The sequence below is a fragment of the Mesorhizobium hunchu genome, from assembly GCF_040081975.1.
Lineage (GTDB): Bacteria > Pseudomonadota > Alphaproteobacteria > Rhizobiales > Rhizobiaceae > Mesorhizobium > Mesorhizobium hunchu.
The window spans coordinates 86,769-110,011 of record NZ_JBEBMG010000010.1 but is presented as its reverse complement, the minus strand read 5'-3'; the positions used below and the strand labels follow the sequence as shown (position 1 = coordinate 110,011).

Annotated in this window: 24 protein-coding genes; 14 read left to right on the top strand and 10 right to left on the bottom strand. The window is 64.6% G+C overall.

The features are described from left to right. The first annotated feature begins 148 nt into the window (after positions 1 to 148). Positions 149 to 943 (top strand): thymidylate synthase, encoded by a 795-nt coding sequence (locus tag ABMA46_RS17135; protein ID WP_349001225.1) that lies wholly within the window; start codon positions 149 to 151, stop codon positions 941 to 943. 36 nt (positions 944 to 979) lie between these two features. Here the strand turns inward: ABMA46_RS17135 and ABMA46_RS17130 are convergent, their stop codons facing one another. Continuing rightward, positions 980 to 1,186: a TOBE domain-containing protein gene (locus ABMA46_RS17130; RefSeq protein ID WP_349001155.1), complete on the bottom strand. Its 207-nt coding sequence runs from the start codon at positions 1,184 to 1,186 to the stop codon at positions 980 to 982. Positions 1,187 to 1,385: 199 nt separating this feature from the next. Between ABMA46_RS17130 and modA the strand changes: the two genes are divergently transcribed. The 4 genes from modA (at position 1,386) to ABMA46_RS17110 (ending at position 4,454) form a co-directional block, all read left to right on the top strand. Next, complete coding sequence (gene modA / locus ABMA46_RS17125) at positions 1,386 to 2,189, top strand: molybdate ABC transporter substrate-binding protein (protein ID WP_349001153.1); 804 nt, start codon at positions 1,386 to 1,388, stop codon at positions 2,187 to 2,189. A gap of 35 nt (positions 2,190 to 2,224) precedes the next feature. Then, the gene (gene modB / locus ABMA46_RS17120; RefSeq protein WP_349001152.1) at positions 2,225 to 2,929 is read left to right on the top strand and encodes a molybdate ABC transporter permease subunit; all 705 of its coding nucleotides are present in this window, start codon (positions 2,225 to 2,227) and stop codon (positions 2,927 to 2,929) included. Further along, positions 2,926 to 4,038, top strand: coding sequence for a molybdenum ABC transporter ATP-binding protein (gene modC / locus ABMA46_RS17115; protein WP_349001150.1), 1,113 nt, complete (start codon positions 2,926 to 2,928; stop codon positions 4,036 to 4,038). The genes modB and modC overlap by 4 nt, the downstream gene beginning before the upstream one ends. Positions 4,039 to 4,112: 74 nt before the next feature. Next, positions 4,113 to 4,454, top strand: coding sequence for a winged helix-turn-helix domain-containing protein (locus tag ABMA46_RS17110; RefSeq protein ID WP_349001149.1), 342 nt, complete (start codon positions 4,113 to 4,115; stop codon positions 4,452 to 4,454). Positions 4,455 to 4,516: 62 nt separating this feature from the next. On the opposite strand, the gene ABMA46_RS17105 is transcribed toward ABMA46_RS17110, so the two are convergent. Together ABMA46_RS17105 and cobF are read right to left on the bottom strand one after the other, a co-directional pair. Beyond that, a complete protein-coding gene (locus ABMA46_RS17105; RefSeq protein ID WP_349001147.1) occupies positions 4,517 to 4,945 on the bottom strand; it encodes a hypothetical protein in 429 nt (142 codons plus the stop codon). Between the two features lie 123 nt (positions 4,946 to 5,068). Then, positions 5,069 to 5,842: a precorrin-6A synthase (deacetylating) gene (cobF, locus tag ABMA46_RS17100; RefSeq protein ID WP_349001224.1), complete on the bottom strand. Its 774-nt coding sequence runs from the start codon at positions 5,840 to 5,842 to the stop codon at positions 5,069 to 5,071. A gap of 117 nt (positions 5,843 to 5,959) precedes the next feature. On the opposite strand from cobF, the gene ABMA46_RS17095 reads away from it, so the two are divergent. The 5 genes from ABMA46_RS17095 (at position 5,960) to ABMA46_RS17075 (ending at position 10,565) form a co-directional block, all read left to right on the top strand. Continuing rightward, a complete protein-coding gene (locus tag ABMA46_RS17095) occupies positions 5,960 to 6,481 on the top strand; it encodes a dihydrofolate reductase (RefSeq protein ID WP_349001146.1) in 522 nt (173 codons plus the stop codon). Between the two features lie 164 nt (positions 6,482 to 6,645). Then, on the top strand, positions 6,646 to 7,761 hold the full coding sequence (hflK, locus tag ABMA46_RS17090; protein ID WP_349001144.1) for an FtsH protease activity modulator HflK: 1,116 nt from the start codon (positions 6,646 to 6,648) through the stop codon (positions 7,759 to 7,761). After that, a complete protein-coding gene (gene hflC / locus ABMA46_RS17085; RefSeq protein ID WP_349001143.1) occupies positions 7,761 to 8,723 on the top strand; it encodes a protease modulator HflC in 963 nt (320 codons plus the stop codon). The genes hflK and hflC overlap by 1 nt, the downstream gene beginning before the upstream one ends. A 4-nt stretch (positions 8,724 to 8,727) precedes the next feature. Then, positions 8,728 to 8,913 carry a DUF2065 domain-containing protein gene (locus ABMA46_RS17080; RefSeq protein WP_349001142.1) on the top strand — a complete coding sequence of 62 codons (186 nt, stop codon included), beginning with the start codon at positions 8,728 to 8,730 and terminating at the stop codon, positions 8,911 to 8,913. A gap of 128 nt (positions 8,914 to 9,041) precedes the next feature. Beyond that, a complete protein-coding gene (locus tag ABMA46_RS17075; protein WP_349001141.1) occupies positions 9,042 to 10,565 on the top strand; it encodes a DegQ family serine endoprotease in 1,524 nt (507 codons plus the stop codon). 158 nt (positions 10,566 to 10,723) lie between these two features. On the opposite strand, the gene ABMA46_RS17070 is transcribed toward ABMA46_RS17075, so the two are convergent. Both ABMA46_RS17070 and serB read right to left on the bottom strand, forming a co-directional pair. Beyond that, on the bottom strand, positions 10,724 to 11,281 hold the full coding sequence (locus tag ABMA46_RS17070; protein ID WP_349001140.1) for a GNAT family N-acetyltransferase: 558 nt from the start codon (positions 11,279 to 11,281) through the stop codon (positions 10,724 to 10,726). Next, on the bottom strand, positions 11,278 to 12,165 hold the full coding sequence (gene serB / locus ABMA46_RS17065) for a phosphoserine phosphatase SerB (RefSeq protein ID WP_349001138.1): 888 nt from the start codon (positions 12,163 to 12,165) through the stop codon (positions 11,278 to 11,280). The genes ABMA46_RS17070 and serB overlap by 4 nt, the downstream gene beginning before the upstream one ends. Here serB and miaA point away from each other — a divergent pair. Continuing rightward, positions 12,164 to 13,096, top strand: coding sequence for a tRNA (adenosine(37)-N6)-dimethylallyltransferase MiaA (miaA, locus tag ABMA46_RS17060; RefSeq protein ID WP_349001223.1), 933 nt, complete (start codon positions 12,164 to 12,166; stop codon positions 13,094 to 13,096). The genes serB and miaA overlap by 2 nt on opposite strands. A gap of 123 nt (positions 13,097 to 13,219) precedes the next feature. Then, positions 13,220 to 14,014 carry a GGDEF domain-containing protein gene (locus tag ABMA46_RS17055; RefSeq protein WP_349001136.1) on the top strand — a complete coding sequence of 265 codons (795 nt, stop codon included), beginning with the start codon at positions 13,220 to 13,222 and terminating at the stop codon, positions 14,012 to 14,014. Between the two features lie 53 nt (positions 14,015 to 14,067). On the opposite strand, the gene ABMA46_RS17050 is transcribed toward ABMA46_RS17055, so the two are convergent. From ABMA46_RS17050 to ABMA46_RS17030, 5 genes are all read right to left on the bottom strand, one after another. Then, positions 14,068 to 15,900 carry an ATP-binding protein gene (locus ABMA46_RS17050; protein ID WP_349001134.1) on the bottom strand — a complete coding sequence of 611 codons (1,833 nt, stop codon included), beginning with the start codon at positions 15,898 to 15,900 and terminating at the stop codon, positions 14,068 to 14,070. A gap of 162 nt (positions 15,901 to 16,062) precedes the next feature. Then, positions 16,063 to 17,871: an NAD(P)-binding domain-containing protein gene (locus tag ABMA46_RS17045; RefSeq protein WP_349001132.1), complete on the bottom strand. Its 1,809-nt coding sequence runs from the start codon at positions 17,869 to 17,871 to the stop codon at positions 16,063 to 16,065. A gap of 193 nt (positions 17,872 to 18,064) precedes the next feature. Continuing rightward, complete coding sequence (locus tag ABMA46_RS17040) at positions 18,065 to 19,636, bottom strand: GMC family oxidoreductase (protein ID WP_349001131.1); 1,572 nt, start codon at positions 19,634 to 19,636, stop codon at positions 18,065 to 18,067. A gap of 45 nt (positions 19,637 to 19,681) precedes the next feature. Continuing rightward, positions 19,682 to 20,212 (bottom strand): gluconate 2-dehydrogenase subunit 3 family protein, encoded by a 531-nt coding sequence (locus tag ABMA46_RS17035; protein ID WP_349001130.1) that lies wholly within the window; start codon positions 20,210 to 20,212, stop codon positions 19,682 to 19,684. A gap of 76 nt (positions 20,213 to 20,288) precedes the next feature. Further along, positions 20,289 to 20,684 carry a VOC family protein gene (locus tag ABMA46_RS17030; protein WP_349001128.1) on the bottom strand — a complete coding sequence of 132 codons (396 nt, stop codon included), beginning with the start codon at positions 20,682 to 20,684 and terminating at the stop codon, positions 20,289 to 20,291. A gap of 198 nt (positions 20,685 to 20,882) precedes the next feature. Between ABMA46_RS17030 and ABMA46_RS17025 the strand changes: the two genes are divergently transcribed. Both ABMA46_RS17025 and ABMA46_RS17020 read left to right on the top strand, forming a co-directional pair. Continuing rightward, on the top strand, positions 20,883 to 21,212 hold the full coding sequence (locus ABMA46_RS17025; protein WP_349001126.1) for a ribbon-helix-helix domain-containing protein: 330 nt from the start codon (positions 20,883 to 20,885) through the stop codon (positions 21,210 to 21,212). Positions 21,213 to 21,422: 210 nt separating this feature from the next. Continuing rightward, positions 21,423 to 23,204 carry an acetolactate synthase 3 large subunit gene (locus ABMA46_RS17020; RefSeq protein ID WP_349001124.1) on the top strand — a complete coding sequence of 594 codons (1,782 nt, stop codon included), beginning with the start codon at positions 21,423 to 21,425 and terminating at the stop codon, positions 23,202 to 23,204. Positions 23,205 to 23,243: the final 39 nt, after the last annotated feature.

The window sequence follows — 23,243 nt, the reverse complement described above, 5'->3', positions numbered from 1 at the left end:
CCTTGGCCGCGCGGCAGCGGCCGGGATGACGGCAGGTAGTTTCTGCCGGCGCTGTGGATAGCGTGCATTGTCCGGTCTCTCGCCGGCTTTCATGGGCAGCAAGGCGCGCCCGCGCTATGATGGTCCGGTCCCGAATCGGAGCCCGCCGTTGCGCCAGTATCTCGATCTTCTCCAGCATGTGCTCGACTACGGCGCCGACCGCGGCGACCGCACCGGCACCGGCACGCGCTCGGTGTTCGGCTATCAGATGCGCTTCGACCTCGGGCGGGGCTTTCCGGTCCTGACGACCAAGAAGCTGCACCTGAAGTCGATCATCCACGAATTGCTGTGGTTCCTGGCCGGCGACACCAACATCAAATACCTCAACGACCACGGCGTCACCATCTGGGACGAGTGGGCGGACGAGCGTGGCGAGCTCGGCCCTGTCTACGGCAAGCAATGGCGAAGCTGGCCAGACGGCCACGGCGGGACGATCGACCAGATCGCAAATGTTTTGAACGAGATAAGGCAGAATCCTCAGTCACGCCGGCTCATCGTGTCCGCCTGGAACCCGGCCGAGGTGGACGAGATGGCGCTGCCGCCCTGCCACTGCCTGTTCCAGTTCTACGTCGCCGACGGGCGTCTGTCCTGCCAGCTCTACCAGCGCTCGGCCGACATCTTCCTCGGCGTGCCGTTCAACATTGCTTCCTACGCGCTGCTGACGATGATGATGGCGCAGGTGACCGGCCTCAGACCGGGCGATTTCGTCCATACGCTCGGCGACGCGCATCTCTATTCGAACCATTTCGAGCAGGCGCGCGAACAGTTGCAGCGGACGCCGAAGCCGTTGCCGACGATGTGGATCAACCCTGAGGTGAAAGACCTGTTCGCCTTCCGCTTCGAGGATTTCCGCCTGGAGAACTACGTGGCGGATGCCAGCATCAAGGCACCCATCGCGGTATGACATCTGTGCTCCCCGGAGAGACGGAGAGCCAGACGATCAATCCACGCCCACCATCACGTCGGATGCCTTGACCACAGCGTAGGCCTGCTTTCCGACGGTCAGCTTCAATTCGTCCACCGCTTCGTTGGTGATCGAGGCGGTCACGACGGCGCCGCCTATGTCGATCCTGACATGCGAGGTCGTCGCGCCCTTGACGATGTCCGTGATGGTGCCCTTGAGCGTGTTGCGCGCGCTGATCTTCATGGTGCGTCCTCCTCGAATGTCTGGCGGCGTTGGCGAGCGCCATCGTATCCGTGCGGATACAGCCGCAGCAATGGCATCTTACAGAAAAAATCGCGAGACGCTTCCATTTGTTATATTCATATGAATATATCGCCTGCCGGCTTCGAGCCGAACGCATCTGGAACGACCGACATATCAAGACGGACAAGGGAGAGATTTGATGACCAAGCACGGGTTCTGGGGATTGAAGGGGTTGGCGGCTGCGGGCGCTCTCGGTCTCGCATTGACGGCGGGCCTGTCCGCCGCCCGCGCCGACGACGGAAAGGTGACCGTTTTCGCCGCCGCCAGCATGAAGAACGCGCTGGACGCCGTGAACAAGGCCTGCGCGGCGGAGGTCGGCGAGGAAGCCTCGATTTCCTACGCATCGAGCTCGGCGCTGGCCAAGCAGATCGAGGGCGGTGCGCCCGCCGACGTCTTCATCTCCGCCGATCTCGACTGGATGAAGTACCTGCATGACAAGAACCTCGTGAAGGCCGACACGGAAAAGCAGCTGCTCGGCAACGCCATCGTGCTCGTGGCGCCGAAGGGTTCGACGGCGACCGCCGACCTCAAGAAGGGCTTCGATCTAGCCGGCCTGCTCGGCGGCGGCAGGCTCGCCATGGGCGAGGTGAGTTCGGTTCCGGCCGGCAAGTACGGCAAGTCGGCGTTGGAATCGCTCGACATGTGGTCATCGGTCGAGAACAAGCTCGCGCAGGCCGATAACGTGCGCGCCGCGCTCAAGCTGGTCGCCACCGGCGAGGCGGCTGCCGGCATCGTTTACGCGACCGATGCCGTTGCCGAGCCGGGCGTCAAGGTGATCGGCACCTTCCCGGAGGACTCGCACAAGCCGATCGTCTATCCGATCGCCGAAACCGCCGATTCCAAGGATGCCGACGCCGGCGCATGGCTGAAATGCGCGGAATCCGACAAGGCCAAGCCGCTTTACGAGGCGCAGGGCTTTACGGTTCTCGGCGGAGCACAGTAAGCCTTGCCTGAAGGCTTGGGCGACTTCGAGACGGCATGAACTGGCTGACGGACCTCACACCCGACGAATGGAACGCGGTCCGGCTGTCGATCAAGGTGGCGACCGTGGCGATGCTGGCGAGCCTGCCGCTCGGCATCGCCGTCGCGCTGCTCCTGGCGCGCGGCCGGTTCTGGGGCAAGACGCTGCTCAACGGTCTTGTCCACCTGCCGCTGGTGCTGCCGCCGGTCGTTACAGGCTACCTTTTGCTGCTCACCTTCGGCCGGCGCGGACCGGCCGGGGCCTTTCTCGCCGAGCATTTCGGCATCGTCTTCTCCTTCCGCTGGACGGGCGCCGCGCTCGCCTGCGCGGTGATGGGCTTTCCGCTGATGGTGCGGGCGATCCGCCTGTCGATCGAATCGGTGGACCGCAGGCTCGAGGCGGCGGCAGGAACGCTGGGCGCCAATGTGGGTTGGGTGTTCGCCACCGTGACCCTGCCGCTGATCCTGCCCGGCATCATCGCCGGCATGATCCTCTCCTTCGCCAAGGCGATGGGCGAGTTCGGCGCCACCATCACCTTCGTCTCCAACATCCCGAACGAGACGCAGACCCTGCCGTCGGCGATCTACACCTTCACCCAGATACCGGGCGGCGACGAGGGCGCGCTGCGGTTGACCCTCATCTCCATCATCATCTCGATGGCCGCGCTCGTCGTGTCCGAGGTGCTGGCGCGCCGTGTCGGCCAGAGGCTGAATCTCGAATGACGCTGGATGTCGATATCGTCCACCACCAGGGCGATTTCCTGCTGGAGACCCGCTTCGAGAGCGGCGGCCGGCTTACCGCTCTGTTCGGGCCCTCCGGCTCCGGCAAGACCTCGCTGATCAACATGATCGCCGGATTGGTTCGCCCCGAGCACGGCAGGATCACAGTCGACGGCCGGGTTCTGGTCGATTCCGAAAAACGCGTCTTCGTGCCGAGGCACAAGCGCAGGATCGGCCTCGTCTTCCAGGACGCGCGGCTCTTTCCGCATCTCAGCGTCGCCGCCAACCTGCGCTACGGTCGCTTCTTCACACCTACGGCGGAGCGCTACGCGAAGATGGACGCGGTGGTGGATCTGCTCGGCATCGGCCATCTGCTGGAGCGCCGACCGTCCGGCCTGTCGGGCGGCGAAAAGCAGCGCGTGGCGATCGGCCGGGCGCTGCTCGCCAGCCCACGCCTGCTCCTGATGGACGAGCCGCTGGCGGCGCTCGACGAGGCGCGCAAGGCCGAGATTCTGCCCTATATCGAGCGTCTGCGCGACCAGACGAAGATCCCCATCGTCTATGTCAGCCATTCGGTAGCGGAGGTTGCACGGCTGGCCAGCGAAATCGTGGTGCTGGCCGACGGCAAGGTGGCCGCCTCCGGTCCGGCGGCCCGGATCATGCAGCGGTTCGATCTTCTTCCGGGCGACGAGCGCGGCGAGGGCGGCGCGCTGATAGAGGCCGTCGTCGCCCGTCACGACGAGGCGTTCGCCATGACCGTGCTGGCCTCCGGCGCGGGCGAAATCCGCGTGCCGCGGCTCGACCTTGCCGTGGGCGCGCCCGTGCGCATCCGCATCCGCGCCCGCGACGTGATGATCGCGACCGAGCGGCCGCACGGCCTGTCGGCGCTCAACATCATGCCGGGAACGATCGATATGGTCGAGCCGGGGGAGGGCGGAGCGGTCGAGGTGCGGATCGATTGCGGCGGCACACCGGTCCTGTCGCGCGTCACGCGGCAGTCACGCGAGGCGCTGGACCTGAAACCGGGCCGCAAGGTGTTCGCGGTGGTCAAGACGGTCAGCTTCGACCGGGCAAACATGGCGGCCGGGCCGCGCGGCGACATCGATGCCTGAGTAATGCAACCGTTATTGCAATTTGGAATAGCGGTCGTGCGGCGCCGCCGCTATGCTGGAACCGGGAGAAGTCCATGCCGTCGCTGAGCCTACGCATCAATCTCGATCCCGACGGCCGCATCGGCCCCGGCAAGATCGAGCTTCTGGAGAACATCGCCGCCTTCGGCTCGATCTCGGCCGCCGCACGCGCCATGGAGATGTCCTACAAGCACGCCTGGGATCTCGTCGAGGACATGAACCGGGTGTTCGGCAAGCCGCTGGTGGCGGCGCAGACCGGCGGCCGGCAGGGCGGCGGCGCGCAACTGACGCCGGTGGGGCTGGCGGTCGTCAGCCGCTACCGCGCCATCGAGAAGGCGGCGGGTGCCGCCGCGTCCGCGCATATGCAGGCCTTGCAGGCCGAGATCGAAGCGGGCTGACTGCGCCCTTCACCCGTCGCAAGTCAAAACAAGCGACTCGCCTGATGAAATGATGACTGGGTTCAAGTCGCCAGCGCGAAATGAAAGGACCGCTCGACCCGCTGTTCCTCGACAGCTGGAACGGGATAATCCAGCCTGGCATAGCCGACATCGGGGTCGTGGCCGAGCTCGTCCTTGTCGGGTCCGGCGCCCATCGCCTTGATGATATCCTGGTACTCGTCGATGTGCAGGAGCGCGCGGTGAACGAGATAGGGGTCCAGGCCATAGGTGAAGACGAGCGCGTAGAAATCCCGAAGGACGGCGAACTGCTGGTCCTTCTCCGGGAGGTTTCTCCGATACACTTCGGCGGCCCCGCCCGTGTAGAAATACGGCCGCGTCCAGTCAGTGTCGCCGTCGAAGAGCAGCGGACCCACGGCGATGCTGCCCGCCTGTCCTTCGTCCCTGTGCGTGGTCGACCCATTCCAGGCGATGACCGCTTCCGATGCCTTCATAGGCTGCCTCCCTGCTTGTTTCGCGAAGCATAGCACATGAATTCGCCGACGCTGTAGCCGTCGTTCGGAAACAGGGCCTTGTGTTTCGATAGACCAGCGAAGCGGGCGCTCCGCTTGCCGATCTCAGGAGGAAGGGGTTTCGGCCTTCCGGATCAGGTACGTGTCCATGATCCAGCCCTTTTGCGCCCGTGCTTCCTCGCGCACGCGCACGATCTCGTCCTCCATGTCGCCGAGGCGGCCGCTGACGAGGATTTCGTCTGTGGTGCCGAGATAGGCGCCCCAATGGATCGTGGCGTCCTTGTCCGTCACCGAGCGGAAGGCCAACTGGCCGTCCAGCATGACGATGGTCGTGCCGGCATTGGTGGGCAGCCCGTCCTCTGCGAGGCGCCGTCCGGTCGTCACCAGAAACGGGTCGCCGATGCGGTTCAGCGCCATCCTGTGCCCGGCCGCGAGCGCCTGTATGGCGGTGATGCCGGGAACGACTTCCAGTTCGAACGCGACTTCGCCGCGCGCCGAAACCCGCTCCAGTATGCGCAGCGCGCTGTCGTAGAGCGACGGGTCTCCCCAGATCAGGAATGCGCCGCAGCCGTTCTCGCCGATCTCGTCGCGGATCAGCCGCTCGTAGATCCCGGCGATCGCCGCATGCCAGTCGTCCACCGTCTGGCGGTAGGATGCGGTCGGTTCGGCCCGCGCCGGAACGTCGAACTCGACCCGCCGCGACGCCGGATTGGTGACGAAGCGGTCGCAGATTTCGCGCCGCAACTCCGCCAGCTCGGTCTTCTTCGCCCCCTTGTCGGGGATGAACAGCACGTCCGCGCGGTTGAGCGCGTTGACGGCCTGGATGGTCAGGTGTTCGGGATTGCCGGCGCCGATGCCGACGACGAGGATTGTACGCATGGCGCTGTCGTGCCCGAATGCGCCGGGACTGTCCAGATCGAAGCGAAGCGGATAGCGTGGCTGCAGCACGATGTCTGCGGACATTGAAGGCTGGAAGATAAACGGGAGCGACGATTTATGGATGTGGCGATCCACGTGGCGATTGCCGAGAACGGCGTGATCGGGCGCGAAGGCGACCTGCCGTGGCGGCTTTCCTCCGACCTCAAGCGCTTCAAGGCCGACACGATGGGCAAGCCGGTCGTCATGGGCCGCAAGACCTGGGAAAGCTTTCCGAAGCGCCCGCTGCCCGGCCGCCTGAACATCGTCGTGACCCGCGATCCGTCCTATCGGGCCGAAGGCGCCGAAATCGTCCACTCGCTTGAGGATGCCTTGACGCTGGCGCGGGCCAGGGGGCGCTGCATGGCTGGCGCCGACGAGATCTGCGTCATCGGCGGCGGCCAGATCTACGCCCAGGCGCTGCCCCTGGCTGACCGGCTCCACGTCACGCATGTGAAGGCGTCGGTGGACGGCGACACCCGGTTTCCGCTGATCGATCCGGCTGTCTGGCAAGCCGTCAGTTCGGACGATCTCCCGGCCGGCGAAAAGGACAGCCACGCCACGCGCCATGTGGTCTATGAGCGCAGGAAAACAGGCGCTTGACGCGTGTTTTCGACGCGGGCCAGGCTTTGAAGCCCGCAAATCGTCGGCAACGGCGGCGCCCGCATTGAAAGCGGATGACGGCGTCCCTATAGAGGGTTGAGCGCCCCGGTGGCGACCAATGAGGCAGCGCCCCGGCGCAAGAGGGAAGTCAGCGAAAGGACATCATGCCCTGGAACGACAAGAGCGGCGGAGGCGGCGGCCCATGGGGCGGCGGCGGTAACAATGGTGGCCCGTGGGGGCAGGGGCCGCGCGGCCCAGGCGGTCCGCAGGGAAATCCTCCCGATCTTGAAGACATCATCCGGCGCGGCCAGGACAGGCTGCGCAGCGCGCTGCCGGGCGGCGGCGGTGCGAGCCCCGCGCTCATCGGCCTGATCGTGCTGGTGCTGATCGGTCTGTGGCTGTTCAAGGCCATCTACACCGTGCAGCCCGACGAGGTCGCGGTCGAACTGCGCTTCGGCCAGCCCAAGGCCGAACTCTCCGAACCCGGCCTGCATTTCCACTGGTGGCCGATCGAAACCGTGGAAACCGCCAAGATTTCCGAGCAACTGGTCAATATCGGCGACAGCGCCCGCAATTCCAGTTCCTCGGGCCTGATGCTCTCTGGCGACCAGAACATCGTCAACGTGCAGTTCTCCGTGGCTTACGAGGTGTCCGACCCGCGCGCCTATCTGTTCGACGTGTCCGATCCCGAAGGCATGCTGCGGCAGGTCGCCGAAAGCGCGATGCGCGAGGCGGTCGGCCGACGTCCGGCGCAGGACATCTTCCGTGACGACCGCGAGGGCATCGCCGCATCCGTGCGCGACATCATCCAGAGCACGCTGGACAGCTACAAGGCGGGCCTGACCGTCAACGCCGTCTCGATCGAGGATGCGGCGCCGCCGCGCGAAGTGGCGGACGCCTTCGACGAGGTGCAGCGCGCCGAGCAGGACGAGGACCGCTTCGTCGAGGAGTCCAACCAGTATTCCAACCAGAAGCTTGGCGGCGCGCGCGGTCAGGCCGCGCAGATTCGCGAGGAAGCGGCCGCCTACAAGAACCGCGTCGTGCAGGAAGCGCAGGGCGAGGCCAAGCGCTTCATTTCCGTTTATGACGAATACGCCAAGGCGCCGGACGTCACGCGTAAGCGCATCTATCTCGAAACGATGGAGAAGGTCCTGCAGGATTCCAACAAGGTGATCGTCGGCGACGGCGGCAGCCAGGGCGTGCTGCCCTACCTGCCGCTGCCCGAACTGCAGCCGAAGGCGCCTGCCGCGCCGGCTGCCTCGACAGGAGGCAACCCGTGATGGCCAATCGTCTTCCCGTCATCGCGGTCATCGCCGCGATCGTTCTCTATCTCGCCTATTCGTCGGTCTTCGTGGTCAACGCCCGCCAGCAGGCGATCGTGCTGCGCTTCGGCGAGATCGTCGAAGTCAAGTCCGACCCCGGTATCTATTTCAAGCTGCCGTTCGCCATGTTCGACGCCGACACGGTGCAGATGGTCGAGAAACGCGTCCTGCGCTTCGATCTCGACAACATCCGCGTACAGGTGTCGGGCGGCAAGTTCTACGAGGTCGATGCCTTCATCGCCTACAACATCTCCGATCCGCGGGTTTTCCGCTCCGCCGTTTCCGGCTCGATCGAGCAGGCCGAGCAGCGCCTGAAGACGCGTCTGGATGCGGCGCTGCGCCGGGTCTATGGCCAGCGTGGCTTCGAGGCGGCGCTGTCGGAGGAGCGCGCCGACATGATGCGCGAGGTCCGCGACCAGCTCCGGCCCGCCGCGACGTCGCTCGGCCTGACGATCGACGACGTGCGCATCCGCCGCACGGACCTCACGGCCGAGGTTTCGCAGCAGACCTATGACCGCATGAAGGCCGAGCGCCTTGCCGAGGCCGAGCGGCTGCGCGCCCGCGGCCGCGAGGCCGCCCAGCGCATCCGGGCGCGTGCGGACCGCGAGGTGATTGAAATCGTCGCCGAGGCGCAGAAGGAATCGGAGATCCTGCGTGGCGAGGGCGATGCCGAGCGCAGCGCCATCTATGCCGACGCCTACCAGCGCGATCCGTCGTTCTTCGATTTCTACCGCTCGATGAGCGCTTATGGCACCGCACTGGACAATACCGGCACCACGATGCTGTTGTCGCCGGACTCCGAGTTCTTCCGGTTCTTCCGCGATCCTCAGGGGGGCGGGGCGACATCGCCGGCAAAGCCTCCGGCGCAAGCGCCGGCGGCGACAGGAACCGCCGTCCCTACGGCGCCGGCCCAGCAATAGGCCGGTGCAGGACTTCCTGACCGCCATTGGCCTCGTCCTCGTCGTGGAGGGCGTGGTCTATGGCGGGTTGCCGGGCCTGGCGCGGCGGTTGGCCACGGAAGTGCTGTCGATGCCGGAAAGCGCGCTGCGCATCGCCGGTCTCGCCGCGGTGGCCGTGGGCGTCGGGATCGTGTGGCTGGCGCGCGGCTGAACCGAACTGCCGGCTGGACGCACGGCGATACCCGATGCAAGCTCGCGCAGTCGCAAACGCGCCGCATTCTTCGCCAACATGGCGCCAAGCGGATTGCGCCGAATTTCGAGAACGCCGGGAGGCATGCAATGACCAGAGGAACTTTTCTGCGCGGCGCCAGGGTGACGCTGGCCGCGGCTGTGGCCGTCACGATGGTCGGCGCCCTGTCCGTTCCGGCCTTCGCGGCAGCGACGCCGCCGACCGACGGCCCGGCCTCCGTGGCGGACCTTGCCGAAAAGCTGCTCGGCGCGGTCGTCAACATCTCGACCTCGCAGACCGTCAAGGGAACCGAAGGCCCCGGCGCTGTGCCGATGCCGCAACTGCCGGAGGGTTCGCCCTTCCAGGATTTCTTCGACGACTTCTTCAAGGATCGCGGCGGCGACAATGACGGCGCCGGCCAGAAGGTGCAGTCTCTCGGTTCCGGCTTCGTCATCGATGCGCAGGAAGGCATCGTGGTGACCAACAACCACGTCATCGCCGACGCCGACGACATCGAGGTCAATTTTTCGGACGGAATCACCCTGAAGGCCAAGCTGATCGGCACCGACACCAAGACCGACATCGCGGTGCTGAAGGTCGATCCCAAGGGCCACAAGCTGACCGCCGTGAAATTCGGCGATTCCAACAAGATGCGCATCGGCGATTGGGTAATGGCGATCGGCAACCCGTTCGGCCTCGGCGGTACCGTGACGGTCGGCATCATCTCGGCGCGCAACCGCGACATCAATTCCGGCCCGTATGACGATTTCATCCAGACCGACGCGGCCATCAATCGGGGCAATTCCGGCGGACCGCTGTTTAACATGGACGGCGAGGTGATCGGCATCAACACCGCCATCATCTCGCCCTCCGGCGGCTCGATCGGCATCGGCTTTTCGATCCCCGCGCAGATGGCCGAAGGCGTCGTCGACCAGTTGCGCCAGTATGGCGAGACGCGCCGCGGCTGGCTCGGCGTGCGCATCCAGCCGGTGACCGACGACATCGCCGAAAGCCTCGGCATGGACACGCCCAAGGGCGCACTGGTCGCCGGCATCATCAAGGGCGGTCCGGTCGACAAGGGGCAGATCCAGCCCGGCGACGTGGTCCTCAAGTTCGACGGCAAGGATATTCACGAGATGCGCGACCTGCCGCGCGTCGTCGCCGAAAGCCCGGTCGGCAAGGCCGTCGATGTCCTGCTTGTGCGCAAGGGTAAGGAAATGACCGTTCAGGTGACGCTCGGCCGCCTCGAGGACGGCGAGAAGATCGCCGGCAACGAGGACGCCGGCGGCCAGGACGAGGGCAATCGCGGCGGCGACGAGCAGGCGCCTGTCGCGACCGCGTCGGTGCTCGGCATGACCGTCGGCGAACTGAACGACGACACCCGCAAGAAATTCGGCATCGCCGCAGATGTGAGCGGCGTGGTGATCACCGACGTCGCCAAGGATTCGGCTGCCGCCGAACGCGGCATACAGGCCGGCGAGGTCATCACCGAGATCGCGCAGGAATCTGTCGCTTCGCCCAAGGACGTGATGGACCGCATCGCCGCCCTGAAGGACCAGGGCCGCAAGAACGCGCTCCTGATGCTGGCCTCCAAGTCCGGCGAACTGCGCTTCGTCACGGTGAGGATGGACTGAGCCTTTCGGGTTCTTCCCATCGTTTGCGTTATCCCGGAAGTTGTCCGAAGCGACGCGAAGGACGGCTTCCGGGATCCATTCCGGAGCATTGAAAAGATGCGGAATGGAGTCCGGCTCCGCCCTCGCTCCGCTCGGTTGGCCGGAATAAAGTCTAGGTGTTATGCAGTCAGCCAATCCGCGCGGCGCAGCGCGTAGAACACGTGCCGTTTCAGGTGCGGGTGGCTGCCGGGGATGCCCGGATGGTCGAAGTCGCGCGCGGTGTCGGCGGTCATGCCGATCCGCTCCATGACGGCGGTCGAACGGCGATTGTCCTTGACCGCGAAGGAGACGATTTCGGCTGCGCCGAGGGTCCGGAAGCCGTAGTCCAGCCATGCTCGGGCCGCTTCGGCCACATAGCCGTTGCCCCAGAACTCGGGTGCCAGCCGCCAGCCGATCTCGATCGTGCCTTGCGGCAGGAAGGGCAGGTGGTCGGATCCGTGCAGGCCCACGAAGCCGATGCATGCGCCGGTGGCGGCGATTTCGGCGGCTGTCCAGCCGAAGCCGTCGCGCTCGATGTCGGCGCGGAATTCATCGAGCTTGTCGTCCGCCTCCGCGCGGCTGCGCCGGAACGGAAAGAACTCCATCACCCGCTCGTTGCTATTGATGCGATGGAACAGGGCGCGGTCCCGCTCTTCCCAGTTGCGCAGGATCAGCCGTTCTGTGCGGATCGGGGTCATTGCGCGAATTCGTCCCGGCTGTAGCCTTGCAGGTAGAGCAGGGCGGTCAGGTCGGCATGGTCGATGCGCGCCTTCGCCTCGGCCGCCACGGCCGGCTTGGCATGGAGGGCGACACCGGTGCCGGCGAGCCTGATCATGTCGAGGTCGTTGGCGCCGTCGCCCACCGCGATCGCGTCGGCGGGCGTCAGGCCGAGCCGGGCGGAAATCTCCGTGAGCGCGTCTGCCTTCGCGACCCGGCCGAGGATCGGCTCCGCCACCTCGCCGGCCAGCCGCCCGTCGGCGTCGATCAGCCGGTTGGCGCGATTCTCATGGAAGCCGAGCTTTTCCCCGATCCGGCTGGTGAAGACATCGAAGCCGCCCGATACCAGAGCCGTGTAGCCGCCATGCGCGCGCATCGTCTGCACCAGCGCCCGCGCGCCGGAGGCAAGCGTGATGCGGTTGGCGACGATGCGGTCGATCACCGCCAGGTCGAGATTCTTGAGCAGGGCGACGCGCTCGCGCAGGGCCGGCTCGAAGGCGATTTCGCCGCGCATGGCGCGTGCGGTGATCGCCGCGACATGCGCCTTCAGCCCCACCTCGTCGGCCAGTTCGTCGATGCATTCCTGGTCGATCATGGTGGAATCCATGTCGGCGATGAGGATGGCCTTCCTGCGTCCGGCCTCTTGTTGCACAACGATGTCGACGGGCTCCGAGCCGAGGGCATTGCGCAGGAGTTGTTCCGCTTCCGGCTTTCCCAAGCCTTCTGGCAGGGAGAGGTCGCAGGCGACATCCTGCGAAAGCCATCGCAAGGCGCTTGCGCCGACGGCCTCGAAAGCCATATTCGCAAGCGACGGCGTCAGCAGGCGCTGCGCAGGATGAGAGACGAGGGTGGCGACCAGCGGCATGGTGACTTCCGGAACGCAGGATGAAGGGCGCATCAGCAACGCCGTCCTGATAGCCGGGCCGACCGCTAGCGGCAAGTCGGCGCTGGCCCTCGACATCGCCGAGCGGATCGGCGGCGTGATCGTCAATGCCGATTCCATGCAGGGCTACCAGATCCTCGACGTGCTGACGGCGCGGCCGGCCACCTCCGACATGGCGCGTGTTCCGCATTTCCTCTACGGGCATGTCCATCCCTCGACGCCCTATTCGACAGGCTTATGGCTGCGCGACGTGAGCCGGCTTGCGAGTGAGGGGGCGCTTGCGGCGCGGCCTGCCGTTTTCGTCGGCGGCACCGGGCTCTATTTCCGCGCTATCGTCGAAGGCATTTCCGAAATGCCCGACATCCCCGCCGATGTCAGGCTGCATTGGCGCGAACAACTGGAAGTGCGTGGTCCGGGGGCTCTCCACCAATTGCTGCGGCGCGACGACCCAGCCGCCGCGGCGCGTTTGAAACCGGGCGACGGTCAGCGCATCGTCCGCGCGCTCGAAGTCCTAGAGGCGTCGGGCCAATCCATCCTGCACTGGCAGGATACGCGTTCGACCCCGTTGATCGATAGCGCCAGCGCGCGTTTCCTCGTCGTCGAACCGGAAAGAGAGGCGCTGAAAGCCCGTATCGATGAGCGTTTCGACTCCATGATCGAGCGCGGCGCCTTGGAGGAAGTCAGGACGCTCGACGCATTGGCGCTGGATCCCGCCCTTCCCGCCATGAAGGCGATCGGTGTGCCCGAATTGCGCGCCGCGCTCGCCGATGAAATCGGATTCACCGAGGCGATCGACCGCGCCAAGACAGCTACCCGACAGTATGCCAAGCGGCAGGGCACCTGGTTCCGCCACCAACTCGGGGCCGAGTGGAAGCGCGTGAGTGCCGATGGAGTGGGGCAAACCATTTTTTGATTTGCAGTCCGGTTCGCTTCCGTTAGGTAGGCTGCGCGAGGAATTTCACGCACAGGTTGTCGTGGTTAACCGCTCGTAAGGTCCTTGGTGGCATAACGGGCAAGTCGATTTCGCGGGCGGCAGATGCGATTCCACAAGGCCGAGTCGGCCTTTTTCGTTTTCATATTCGTGATCCTGGCCGCCGGCCTGGTGATTTTGCACGCCTATGATTTTCTACATACATCGGCCGGCGTCGCCACGCTTCACGAAGAGCGCGCGGCCAATATACGCTATCTGGGCAAACTGCTTTTCGCGACGGGGGTGCTGCTCGCCACCGCCCTGTTCTTCGGCATCTTCTTCATCTATCCGCTTATTCGCCGGCAGGTGAAGGAGGAGGGCAAGCTCAGGGCCATGACCCAGTCATTGTCGGCCCGCTCCGAGACGCTGGAGCATGCCGCGTTGACCGACGGCCTGACGGGCATGCACAACCGGCGCTATTTCGACGACGCCCTGAAGGAATACCTCGCGGAGTTCCGCCGTGTCGGCAAGCCCGTCGGGCTGATGATCCTCGACCTCGACCATTTCAAGCAGGTCAACGACACGCATGGCCATGACGTCGGCGACGAGGTGCTGCGGGCCGTTTCCAAATGCCTCAAGGACATGACCCGTTATCACGACGTGGTGGCGCGGCTCGGCGGTGAGGAATTCGCGGTCGTCACGCCGAACATGGATGCCGACATGCTGTCACGGTTCGCCGAGCGCATCCGCAGGGAGATTGCCGCGATGGCGGTCATGACCGGCAATGTCCGGCTCAAGATCACCGCCAGCGTCGGACTGGCCGTCTGGGACCGCAGGGAAACGGCCGAGGACTTTTATCGCCGCGCCGACAGGCAGCTCTACGAGGCGAAGCGCCAGGGCCGCAACCGGGTCTGCGCGTAAGCGACCAACGGTCTGACGGTTGCAACGGGCGAAGGAAAGGCGGCAGCGCCGGCTTATTCGTTTTGCGGGCGCATGCCGAAGGTGGCGGGTTTCAACCCGTAGCGAAGGTCGAAATCCTCGCTCGGCGGCCGCGGCGCCGGCGCCTTGCGATAATCGGGGTCGCCGGCCTGGCGGGCGGTGTCGACCTGTTCGGCAAAGACCATGCCTTGCTGCGGCCTCGGCACGTTGCGCAAACGCTCCACGATTGCCGCGAGATCGACCTCCTGGTCAGTACCTTCGACAAATGTTTCGCCGGCATGTTTGCCGGAGCCGGGCAGCAGAGCGGCGTCGAGTTTCTCGAATTTGAGGCGCATGGTGGTGGCCACGCCTTCACCGAAGGCGATCGCCTCCCGCTGGCCCATCGACGACAGGAAGGAGAGCGTCGAGGCCGATGAATCGGCGATGGCCGAGCGGACGATCGCCTGGTCCTGCTCGTTGGCCAACCGCATCGCGAACACGGTCGAGCATTGCGACAGGATGGTGGGGTCGAGCTCGCCGGGACGCTGGGTGACGACACCGAGATAGCAGCCGTATTTGCGTCCTTCCTTGGCGATGCGCGACAGCGCATGCCGGGTCGGCGCGAAGCCGAGCCTGGCGTCGGCCGGCATGTAGCGGTGGGCTTCCTCGCACAGGAGCAGAAGCTTGAGCCGTCCCTCGCTCCACAGCGCAAGGTCGAAGGCCAGGCGCGCCAGCACCGAGCAGACGGCGTTCACCACTTCGGACGGCAGGCCGGCCATCTCGAAGCAGGTGACCGGTCGTCCATTATGCGGGACACGGAAGATGTTTCCTACCGTCTCGTGGATGGTGTCTTCGATCAGCCGCGAATTGAACATGAACCGGTAGCGCGGGTCGGCCGCCGCCGATTCGATGCGGGTCTTGAGCGATTTCAGCGCCGGCCGGTCGCCTTTGGCATCCAGCAGGCCCATGCGCTCGTCGATCTGCTTGACGAGGTCGGCGATCCGGTACGGCACCGGCGTGTCGGCGGTGACGGCGTCGCCGCCGCCGCGGCGCAGGACCCCGCCGGAAGCGGGATTGCGGTAGAGGCTCTTGGCGCTTGCGATGAGGTCGCGCAGCATGTCGACTTCTTCGGGCTCCTGTTCGCGGCCGCGGAACAGGACTTCCGCGAATTCCTCCAGCCTGAATATCCAGAACGGAAGGTCGAGCGTGGAGGCGTCGATCCTTACGCTGTGCTCGGGAAGCGAGGCCGCGAACTCATTGTGCGGATCGAGGATCAGCACCCTGAGATCGGGACGCGCCACGATCGCCTTGCGCAAGAGAAGCGAGACGGCCGTCGATTTGCCGACGCCCGTCGTGCCGACGACCGCGAAATGGCGCGCCAGCGTGTCGTCGATGGCGATGTTGGCGGCGATCTCTTCGTCCTGCGACAGCGACCCCACGGTGATGCTCCGCCGCCCCGCAAGGTCATAGACGGCCTGCAGGTCCCGGGAGCGGATGCGATGGGCGATGGCGCCGATATGCGGATAGTTCGTGATACCGCGGTCGAACGTCGGTTTCTGCCCGGCTTCGGGCGCATCACGCACCTCGCCGACGAGCTCGACCTTGACCTCGATGAGGTTGCCGCCGGCCTCGCTCCAGGCGTGGTCGGTCTTGCCGATCGCATAAACCAGACCGACCGTGCGCGTCGTGCCGAGATTGATGGAGATCATGCGTCCGACGCGCCAGTGGCTGGTCGAAACGCCCTCCAGTTCGTCGGCGTAGGCGCTGATGATCGCCCGCGATCCGTCGCAATGCACGACATTGCCAAGGATGCGCCGGTCGTTCTGGCTTGCGTCACGGCGCTCCTGTGACGTCGCTTCGCCTCCGGAAGCTTCACGCTCGACAAACATCGGCAAATCGGTCCCCACGTCCGCTAGGAAGGAAAGACTAGCGCTGCGCGGTTAAGGCCGCGTGTGGCGGCATGGTGTAGAGGCAATTAAGCAATTGTACGGGACTCGACAGAAAGGGCGACGTTCAGTGACGTCGCCCGCTTGCGTCGGTCTGCGCTTGTCTCAGTTCTTGTGGTGCACCTTCTGCAAGCCGTACACCGGCGTCGCGATCCCTTCCTGCCGGGCCTTCAGCTGCAGGGACAGATACTGCGAATAATGTCGCGACTGATGCAGGTTGCCGCCGTGGAACCACAGCGCCTCCTGCTGCGTCGGCTTCCACATGTTGCGCTGCTCGCCTTCCCAGGGGCCGGGGTCCTTGGTGGTGTTCGAGCCGAGACCCCAGACCTTGCCGACCTTGTCCGCGACGCCCTGGCTTATCAGATCGGCCGCCCAGCCGTTCATCGAGCCGTAGCCCGTGGCATAGACGATGAGATCGGCGGGAAGCTCGGTGCCGTCGACGAATTTCACGCCGGTCTCGGTCAGTTCCTGAATGCCAGCGCCCTTGCCGCTTTTCAGCTTGATCGAGCCGTCGATGACGAGATCGCAGGCGCCGACGTCGATATAGTAGCCGGACCCACGCCGCAGGTATTTCATGAACAGGCCCGAGCCGTCGTCGCCCCAGTCGTGCATGAAGCCTACCTTTTCGAGCGCCTCGTAGAAATCCTTATCGCGCTCGCGCATCTGCTCATAGAGCGGGATCTGGAACTCGTGCATGATTTTGTAGGGCAGGGAGGCGAAGATCAGGTCCGCCTTGCGGGTAGTGACGCCGTTCTCCACCGCCTGTTCTGAATAGAGCGCACCCAGCCCGATATCCATCAGCGTGTCGGACTTCACGATGTGGGTGGACGAGCGCTGCACCATGGTGACGTCGGCGCCGCCCTCCCACAGTGCCGCGCATATGTCGTGCGCGGAATTGTTCGAGCCGATGACGACGACCTTCTTGCCGCGATAGGTCTCTGGTCCGGGATGGGTCGAGGAATGCTGTTGCTCGCCCTTGAAGATGTCCTGGCCCTTGAATTTCGGCACATTGGCCTTGCCCGACATGCCGGTGGCGAGAACCAGCTGCTTCGGCTTCAGCGTGATTTCCTTGCCGTCGCGCTCGACGACGACAATCCATTCGCCGGCCTTTTCGTCGTACTTCGCGGATTTGGCTGTGGTGGAGGACCAGTAGTTCAGCTCCATCACCTTCGTGTACATCTCCAGCCAGTCGCCGATCTTGTCCTTCGGCGCGAAGACCGGCCAGTTCTTCGGGAAATCGATATAGGGCAGGTGATCGTACCAGACGGGGTCGTGCAGACAGAGCGACTTGTAGCGCTTGCGCCAGGAATCGCCGGCACGGCCGTTCTTCTCCACGATAATGGTGGGAACCCCGAGTTGCTTGAGCCGCGCGCCGAGCGCGATGCCGCCCTGGCCGCCGCCGATGATGACGGTGTAGGGCTGCCTGGAGAAGCCGAGTTCGGTGACTTCCTCCTCGCGCTCTTCCTTCCAGCTCTTGCGATCCTTGCCGTGGCCGTGCTTGGCGCCCTTCGGGCGCGTGTAGCCTGCCTTCTCCTCATGTCCCTTCAGTTCGGCCATGGTGGTAAGCAGCGTCCATATCCTGCCGTTCTTCAGGCGGATATGGCCGAACCCGCGCGCCACGTTGGTCTCGAAGCTGATCCAGCCTTCGATCAGCGCGTCGTCGCCGGTCGCGTCCTCGCCTTCCGCGATGCGCCAGTGCGACGGTTTAACTGCGGACAGCTGGCTTTCCAGCATCGCGCGGATCTGGTCCTTGCCCTCCATCGTCTTGATGTTCCAGGTGAAGGTGACGAGGTCTCGCCAGTAGCAGTCGTCCTGGAAGCAATCGACGGCCTTGTCGATGTCGCCGGCGCCGAGCGCTGTGCCGAACCGGTCGAGCAGATCGGTCAATTTCTTGCTGGGGGCTTTGTCGAGCATGAACATTCCTCCGTTTGATCCGCGCATGACCGGCATCTGGCGTCCGATCGCTGTCAGTATCGAAGGAAAGCGGACCTCGCGTCACTCTGCCAATTAGTTTTGTGCGATTTCAATATGTTGGCATGAATCCGGGTCGAACCTGCGCGGACAGGTTGGCCCGTGACGCTCGCGCCACGGGCCTGGGGAGGCTGCGTCAGATCGAGTTCGACTTCATCTGGTCGGCGATGTACTCGGCTTGCCGGATCGCCAGCGACACGATGGTCAGCGTCGGGTTCTCCGCCGCGCCCGAGGTGAACTGGCTGCCGTCCGATACGAACAGGTTCTTGATGTCGTGCGTCTGGCCATGCCTGTTGACGACGCCGTCTTCCGGCTTCTCGCTCATGCGGTTGGTGCCGAGGTTGTGCGTCGACGGATAGGGCGGCGTTGGGAACACGCGCGTCGCGCCCACCGCGTCGTAAAGGGCCGCGCTTTGCTTGTAGGCATGGTTGCGCATGGCCTCGTCGTTGGGGTGATCGTCGAAATTGACGTTGGCCACCGGCATGCCGTGCTCGTCCTTAACGTCCTTGTTGAGGGTGATGCGGTTATCCTCGCGCGCCATGTCCTCGCCGACGATCCAAAGGCCGGCCATATGGTCGTAGTGGTCGAGCGCGGTGGTGAAGGAACGCCCCCAGGCGCCCGGATCGAGGAAGGCGGCCATGAAGGGCAGGCCGAGCGACAGCGTCTCCAGTTCGTAGCCGCCGGCGAAGCCGCGCGCGGTATCGTGCCGCGCCTCGTCGCGGATGATGCCGGCCATTGTCGTGCCGCGATACATGTGCACCGGCTTGTCGAAGATGGCGTAGACGGAGCCGGTCGTGTGGCGCATGTAGTTCCGGCCCACCTGGCCGGAGGAGTTGGCCAGCCCGTCCGGGAATTTCGAGGATTCGGAATTGAGAAGCAGGCGCGGGCTTTCGATGGAGTTGCCGGCGACGGCCACGATGCGCGCCTTCTGCTCCTGCATCTTGCCGTCCTTGTCGGCATAGACCACGCCCGTCACCTTGCCCGACGCGTCATGGTTGATCTTGATGACCATCGCGTTCGGCCGGACTTCCATGTGGCCGGTTTCCTCGCCCTTGGGGATTTCCGTATAGAGCGTCGACCACTTGGCGCCCCACTTGCAGCCCTGGAAGCAGAAGCCGGTCTGCTGGCACGACATGCGGTCGTCGCGCTCGACCGAGTTGATAGCCATGTTGCCGGTGTGGCATTCCTTGTAGCCGAGCTTGTCTGCGCCGGCCTTCATCACCTTGAAGTTGTTGTTGCCGGGCAGGCGCGGCCAGCCGTTGGTGCTGGTGACGCCCATCTTGGCTTCGGCCTTGGTGTAATAGGGCTCCATTTCCTGAAGGGTGATCGGCCAGTCGAGCAGGTTGGCGCCGTCGATCTTGCCGTAATGCGTCAGCGTCTTGAACTCGTGCTCCTGGAAGCGCAGCGAGGCGCCGGCCCAGTGTGTTGTCGAGCCGCCGACCGCCTTGACGATCCAGGCCGGCAGGTTCGGAAAATCCTTGTGGACGCGCCAGGACCCGGAGGTGGTGCGCATGTCCTTCCAGGCGAGTTGGCCGAAGGAGTCCCATTCGTCGTTGATGAAATCCTCGTATTCGTGCCGGCCGCCGGCCTCGAGGATGACGACGTCGATGCCCTTTTGCGCCAGCTCGTTGCCGAGCGTGCCGCCGCCGGCGCCTGAGCCGATGATGACGACGACGCTGTCGTCCTTGAGATCAAAGGTCTTTGCCATGGTTTCCTCCCATGAGAATGGTGTGCTGAGCAGTTCGCGGATGGCCTAGAGCCATTCGATGTCGTCAAACCCGCGCTGGATGTAGCCGCCCTTGGAGTAGGACTCGCCCTCGTAGCCGAAGACCGGCCACAGCTCCTTCTGGTTGTAGAGGCCGACGACGAGGCCGCCACGCACCGCTTGGAAGAACGGCGTGTCCTCGATTTGCTTGAGCAGCGCCACGCGTTGGTCCTCCCAGCCGAGTCCCGAATAGCCGCCGGGACCGGCCTTGGCGTCGAGATCGGCGATTCCGTTCTCGATCAGGTCCTTGTGGGCAGGGTCTTTCGCCGCCGCCTCATCATGGCTCTTGACCGCGATGGCGTAGTATTTGTCGGCGACCTGATCGTGCGGATAGATGTCGCGCGCCACCTGGATCAGCGTCTTGACCGTCTCGGGCCTGAGGGCGGATGCTTCCAGCCCCCAGGCATGTTCCGGGCTGATGACCGCACTTCCGGAGATGATGAGCAGCGCTCCCGCGCCGCCGCGCCTGAGCAGTTCACGACGCGAAAGTCCCGGCTTTCCGTCATAGATCGTGACCATGGATTTCCTCCTTTGCTGGCTGAAGCGCCGGACGGCGCTGTTGCTGGCGTCGTGCCCGCCGGCACGCGCACTCCTCCTATTTGAAACGGCCGTGGCGCTGCAGGACCTCGATCTTGTAACCGTCGGGATCCTCGACGAAGAAGAACCGTGCGAGCAGAGTGCCGTCGCGGTTGAATTCGACGATCTTCCTCGGATTGAAGCCGAGCGCCCCGATGCGGTCGTGCTCGCTGTCGAGGTCGGCCACCGAAAAGGCGAGATGGCCGTAGCCATCGCCGGGCGCATATGGCTCCTCGCGGCCCTTGTTGACGGTGAGTTCGAGCTCGAATTCGCTTTCGGCATTGCTCATGTAGACGAGCGTGAAGGTCTCGAAATCGAGCCGCTCGGCGATCTCCAACCCGAAGGCCTGACGATAGAAATCGACGGAACGGGTCTCGTCGAGAACCCGGATCATGGAATGAATTGCCTTTGCCAATCGCCGTCTCCGTTCCAATCGATAGTCCGGATTATGCGGCAGCCGCCAGGCGGGTGGTGGCAGCCCGTTACCACGCCCTCGAAAGCGCGGCTTTGGCACGAAAGTGCGATTGTGCGGCGGTGCTTTTGGCATAACAATGCGAAGACAAGCTGCCGCTCGTGCGCATCGCGGCGGTGACAAAGCAGGCGGAGGAAGGTCATGTGCAGGGTTTTCGCCGGACAGGATCCGGAAGGCTACCGGCAGATCAACAGGTCGATCCGCATTGCCGGCCACTCGACCAGCATCCAGCTCGAGGCGACGTTCTGGCTCCTTCTCGACGAGATCGCTGCGAGCCAGAACCTCAGCACGCCGAAATTCATCTCCAAGCTTTATGACGAGGCGATCGAGATCAATGGCGAGATTCCGAACTTCGCCTCGATGCTGCGCACCACCTGCGCGCTCTATCTGCGCGGCCATCGCCCGTCCGATGCCGAGGTCGAACTCGACCGGGATATTGCCGAGCGGCGGCCGGCGATTTTAGTGCATTGACAGCGCGGCGACTTCGTCCTTATTGTCCGCGCCCATGAACTCGGCACTCATTCTCGTAGTAGGAACGCGCGTGGGCAAGGCGGTGTAACCGCCGGGCGAAATCCTCCCATGCGCGACAGACAGGCTCCCTCGGGGGCCTTTTTTATTGCCCGAGACAGGACTAAACGACCAGCAAGCGCTTACAGAAGCCAGGGAAGACGGAACGGACCGATGAGCAACGGACAGAACGAGCGACGTGAAATGTCAGGTGCCGAGATTGTGGTGCAGGCGCTGATCGACAACGGCGTCAAGCACCTTTTCGGCTATCCGGGCGGCGCCGTCCTTCCGATCTACGACGAACTCTTCCAGCAGGACGAGATCGAGCACATCCTCGTTCGCCACGAGCAGGGCGCCGGCCATGCGGCCGAAGGCTATGCCCGCTCCACCGGCAAGGCCGGCGTCATGTTGGTGACTTCAGGTCCGGGCGCCACCAATGCGGTGACGGCGCTGCAGGACGCGCTGATGGATTCCATCCCGCTGGTCTGCCTCACCGGCCAGGTGCCGACGACGCTGATCGGTTCCGACGCCTTTCAGGAATGCGACACGGTCGGCATCACGCGCCCCTGCACCAAGCACAACTGGCTGGTGAAGGACCCCAACGACCTCGCCGCCACCATCCATGAGGCGTTCCACGTCGCGACGACTGGCCGGCCCGGTCCGGTCGTGGTCGATATCCCGAAGGACGTGCAGTTCGCCAAGGGCACCTACGTGCCGCCGCAGATCGCGCCGCGCATGAGCTATCAGCCGAAAGTCCAGGGCGATCTCGAAAAGATCAAGGCGGCTGTCGCGCTGATGGCGTCGGCGAAGAAACCTATCCTCTACACCGGCGGCGGCGTCGTGAATGCCGGGCCGGAAGCAAGCCACCTGCTGCGCGAGCTGGTCGATCTCACCGGCTTTCCGATCACCTCGACGCTGATGGGGCTGGGCGCTTATCCGGCGAGCGGCAGGAACTGGCTGGGCATGCTCGGCATGCACGGCTCCTACGAAGCCAACATGGCCATGCACGATTGCGACGTGATGGTGTGCATCGGCGCGCGCTTCGATGACCGCATCACCGGTCGCCTCGACGCCTTCGCGCCGAATTCGAAGAAGATCCATGTCGACATCGACGCATCCTCGATCAACAAGAACGTGCGCGTCGACCTCGGCATCATCGGCGATTGCGGGCTGGTGCTGGAGGATATGGTCAGGCTGTGGCGGGCGACGACGAAGGCCGACAAGAAGGCGCTTTATCCCTGGTGGGAGCAGATCGCCAGATGGCGCGCCCGCGATTCCTTCGCCTACAAGCAGAATCCCGATGTCATCATGCCGCAATACGCCATCCAGCGGCTCTACGAGCTGACCAAGGACCGCGACACCTATATCACCACCGAGGTCGGTCAGCACCAGATGTGGGCCGCCCAGCTCTACGGCTTCGAGAAGCCGAACCGCTGGATGACCTCGGGCGGGCTCGGCACGATGGGCTACGGCCTGCCCGCGGCCTTGGGTGTGCAGATCGCGCATCGCGATGCGCTGGTCGTCGACATCGCCGGCGACGCCTCGGTGCAGATGACGATGCAGGAAATGTCCGCCGCCGTGCAGTACGAGGCGCCGATCAAGATCTTCATCCTCAACAACCAATACATGGGCATGGTGCGCCAATGGCAGCAACTGCTGCACGGCAACCGCTTGTCGCATTCCTACACCGAGGCGATGCCCGATTTCGTCAAGCTGGCCGAGGCCTATGGCGGCCACGGCATCCGCTGCGACAAGCCGGATGATCTGGACGACGCGATCAACGAGATGATCTCGGTGAAGAAGCCGGTGCTGTTCGACTGCCGCGTGGCGAACCTCGCCAACTGCTTCCCGATGATCCCCTCGGGCAAGGCCCACAACGAGATGCTGCTGCCCGACGAGGCGACAGACGAAGCGGTGGCGAACGCCATCGACGCCAAGGGGCGGGAGCTTGTCTAGGCGGACAGTAGCAGCCGGACAGTGCTGCATGGAAACGAA

Excerpts from the sequence above, each read along its gene's own strand:
- modB (WP_349001152.1), top strand. The coding sequence starts at position 2,225 with ATGAACTGGCTGACGGACCTCACACCCGACGAATGGAACGCGGTCCGG.
- modA (WP_349001153.1), top strand. The coding sequence starts at position 1,386 with ATGACCAAGCACGGGTTCTGGGGATTGAAGGGGTTGGCGGCTGCGGGC.
- ABMA46_RS17110 (WP_349001149.1), top strand. The coding sequence starts at position 4,113 with ATGCCGTCGCTGAGCCTACGCATCAATCTCGATCCCGACGGCCGCATC.
- miaA (WP_349001223.1), top strand. The coding sequence starts at position 12,164 with ATGGTGACTTCCGGAACGCAGGATGAAGGGCGCATCAGCAACGCCGTC.
- ABMA46_RS17020 (WP_349001124.1), top strand. The coding sequence starts at position 21,423 with ATGAGCAACGGACAGAACGAGCGACGTGAAATGTCAGGTGCCGAGATT.
- ABMA46_RS17040 (WP_349001131.1), bottom strand. The coding sequence starts at position 19,636 with ATGGCAAAGACCTTTGATCTCAAGGACGACAGCGTCGTCGTCATCATC.
- ABMA46_RS17035 (WP_349001130.1), bottom strand. The coding sequence starts at position 20,212 with ATGGTCACGATCTATGACGGAAAGCCGGGACTTTCGCGTCGTGAACTG.
- ABMA46_RS17105 (WP_349001147.1), bottom strand. The coding sequence starts at position 4,945 with ATGAAGGCATCGGAAGCGGTCATCGCCTGGAATGGGTCGACCACGCAC.
- serB (WP_349001138.1), bottom strand. The coding sequence starts at position 12,165 with ATGCCGCTGGTCGCCACCCTCGTCTCTCATCCTGCGCAGCGCCTGCTG.
- ABMA46_RS17095 (WP_349001146.1), top strand. The coding sequence starts at position 5,960 with ATGGATGTGGCGATCCACGTGGCGATTGCCGAGAACGGCGTGATCGGG.
- ABMA46_RS17130 (WP_349001155.1), bottom strand. The coding sequence starts at position 1,186 with ATGAAGATCAGCGCGCGCAACACGCTCAAGGGCACCATCACGGACATC.
- modC (WP_349001150.1), top strand. The coding sequence starts at position 2,926 with ATGACGCTGGATGTCGATATCGTCCACCACCAGGGCGATTTCCTGCTG.
- hflK (WP_349001144.1), top strand. The coding sequence starts at position 6,646 with ATGCCCTGGAACGACAAGAGCGGCGGAGGCGGCGGCCCATGGGGCGGC.
- ABMA46_RS17070 (WP_349001140.1), bottom strand. The coding sequence starts at position 11,281 with ATGACCCCGATCCGCACAGAACGGCTGATCCTGCGCAACTGGGAAGAG.
- hflC (WP_349001143.1), top strand. The coding sequence starts at position 7,761 with ATGGCCAATCGTCTTCCCGTCATCGCGGTCATCGCCGCGATCGTTCTC.
- ABMA46_RS17055 (WP_349001136.1), top strand. The coding sequence starts at position 13,220 with ATGCGATTCCACAAGGCCGAGTCGGCCTTTTTCGTTTTCATATTCGTG.
- ABMA46_RS17045 (WP_349001132.1), bottom strand. The coding sequence starts at position 17,871 with ATGCTCGACAAAGCCCCCAGCAAGAAATTGACCGATCTGCTCGACCGG.
- cobF (WP_349001224.1), bottom strand. The coding sequence starts at position 5,842 with ATGCGTACAATCCTCGTCGTCGGCATCGGCGCCGGCAATCCCGAACAC.
- ABMA46_RS17025 (WP_349001126.1), top strand. The coding sequence starts at position 20,883 with ATGTGCAGGGTTTTCGCCGGACAGGATCCGGAAGGCTACCGGCAGATC.
- ABMA46_RS17075 (WP_349001141.1), top strand. The coding sequence starts at position 9,042 with ATGACCAGAGGAACTTTTCTGCGCGGCGCCAGGGTGACGCTGGCCGCG.
- ABMA46_RS17050 (WP_349001134.1), bottom strand. The coding sequence starts at position 15,900 with ATGTTTGTCGAGCGTGAAGCTTCCGGAGGCGAAGCGACGTCACAGGAG.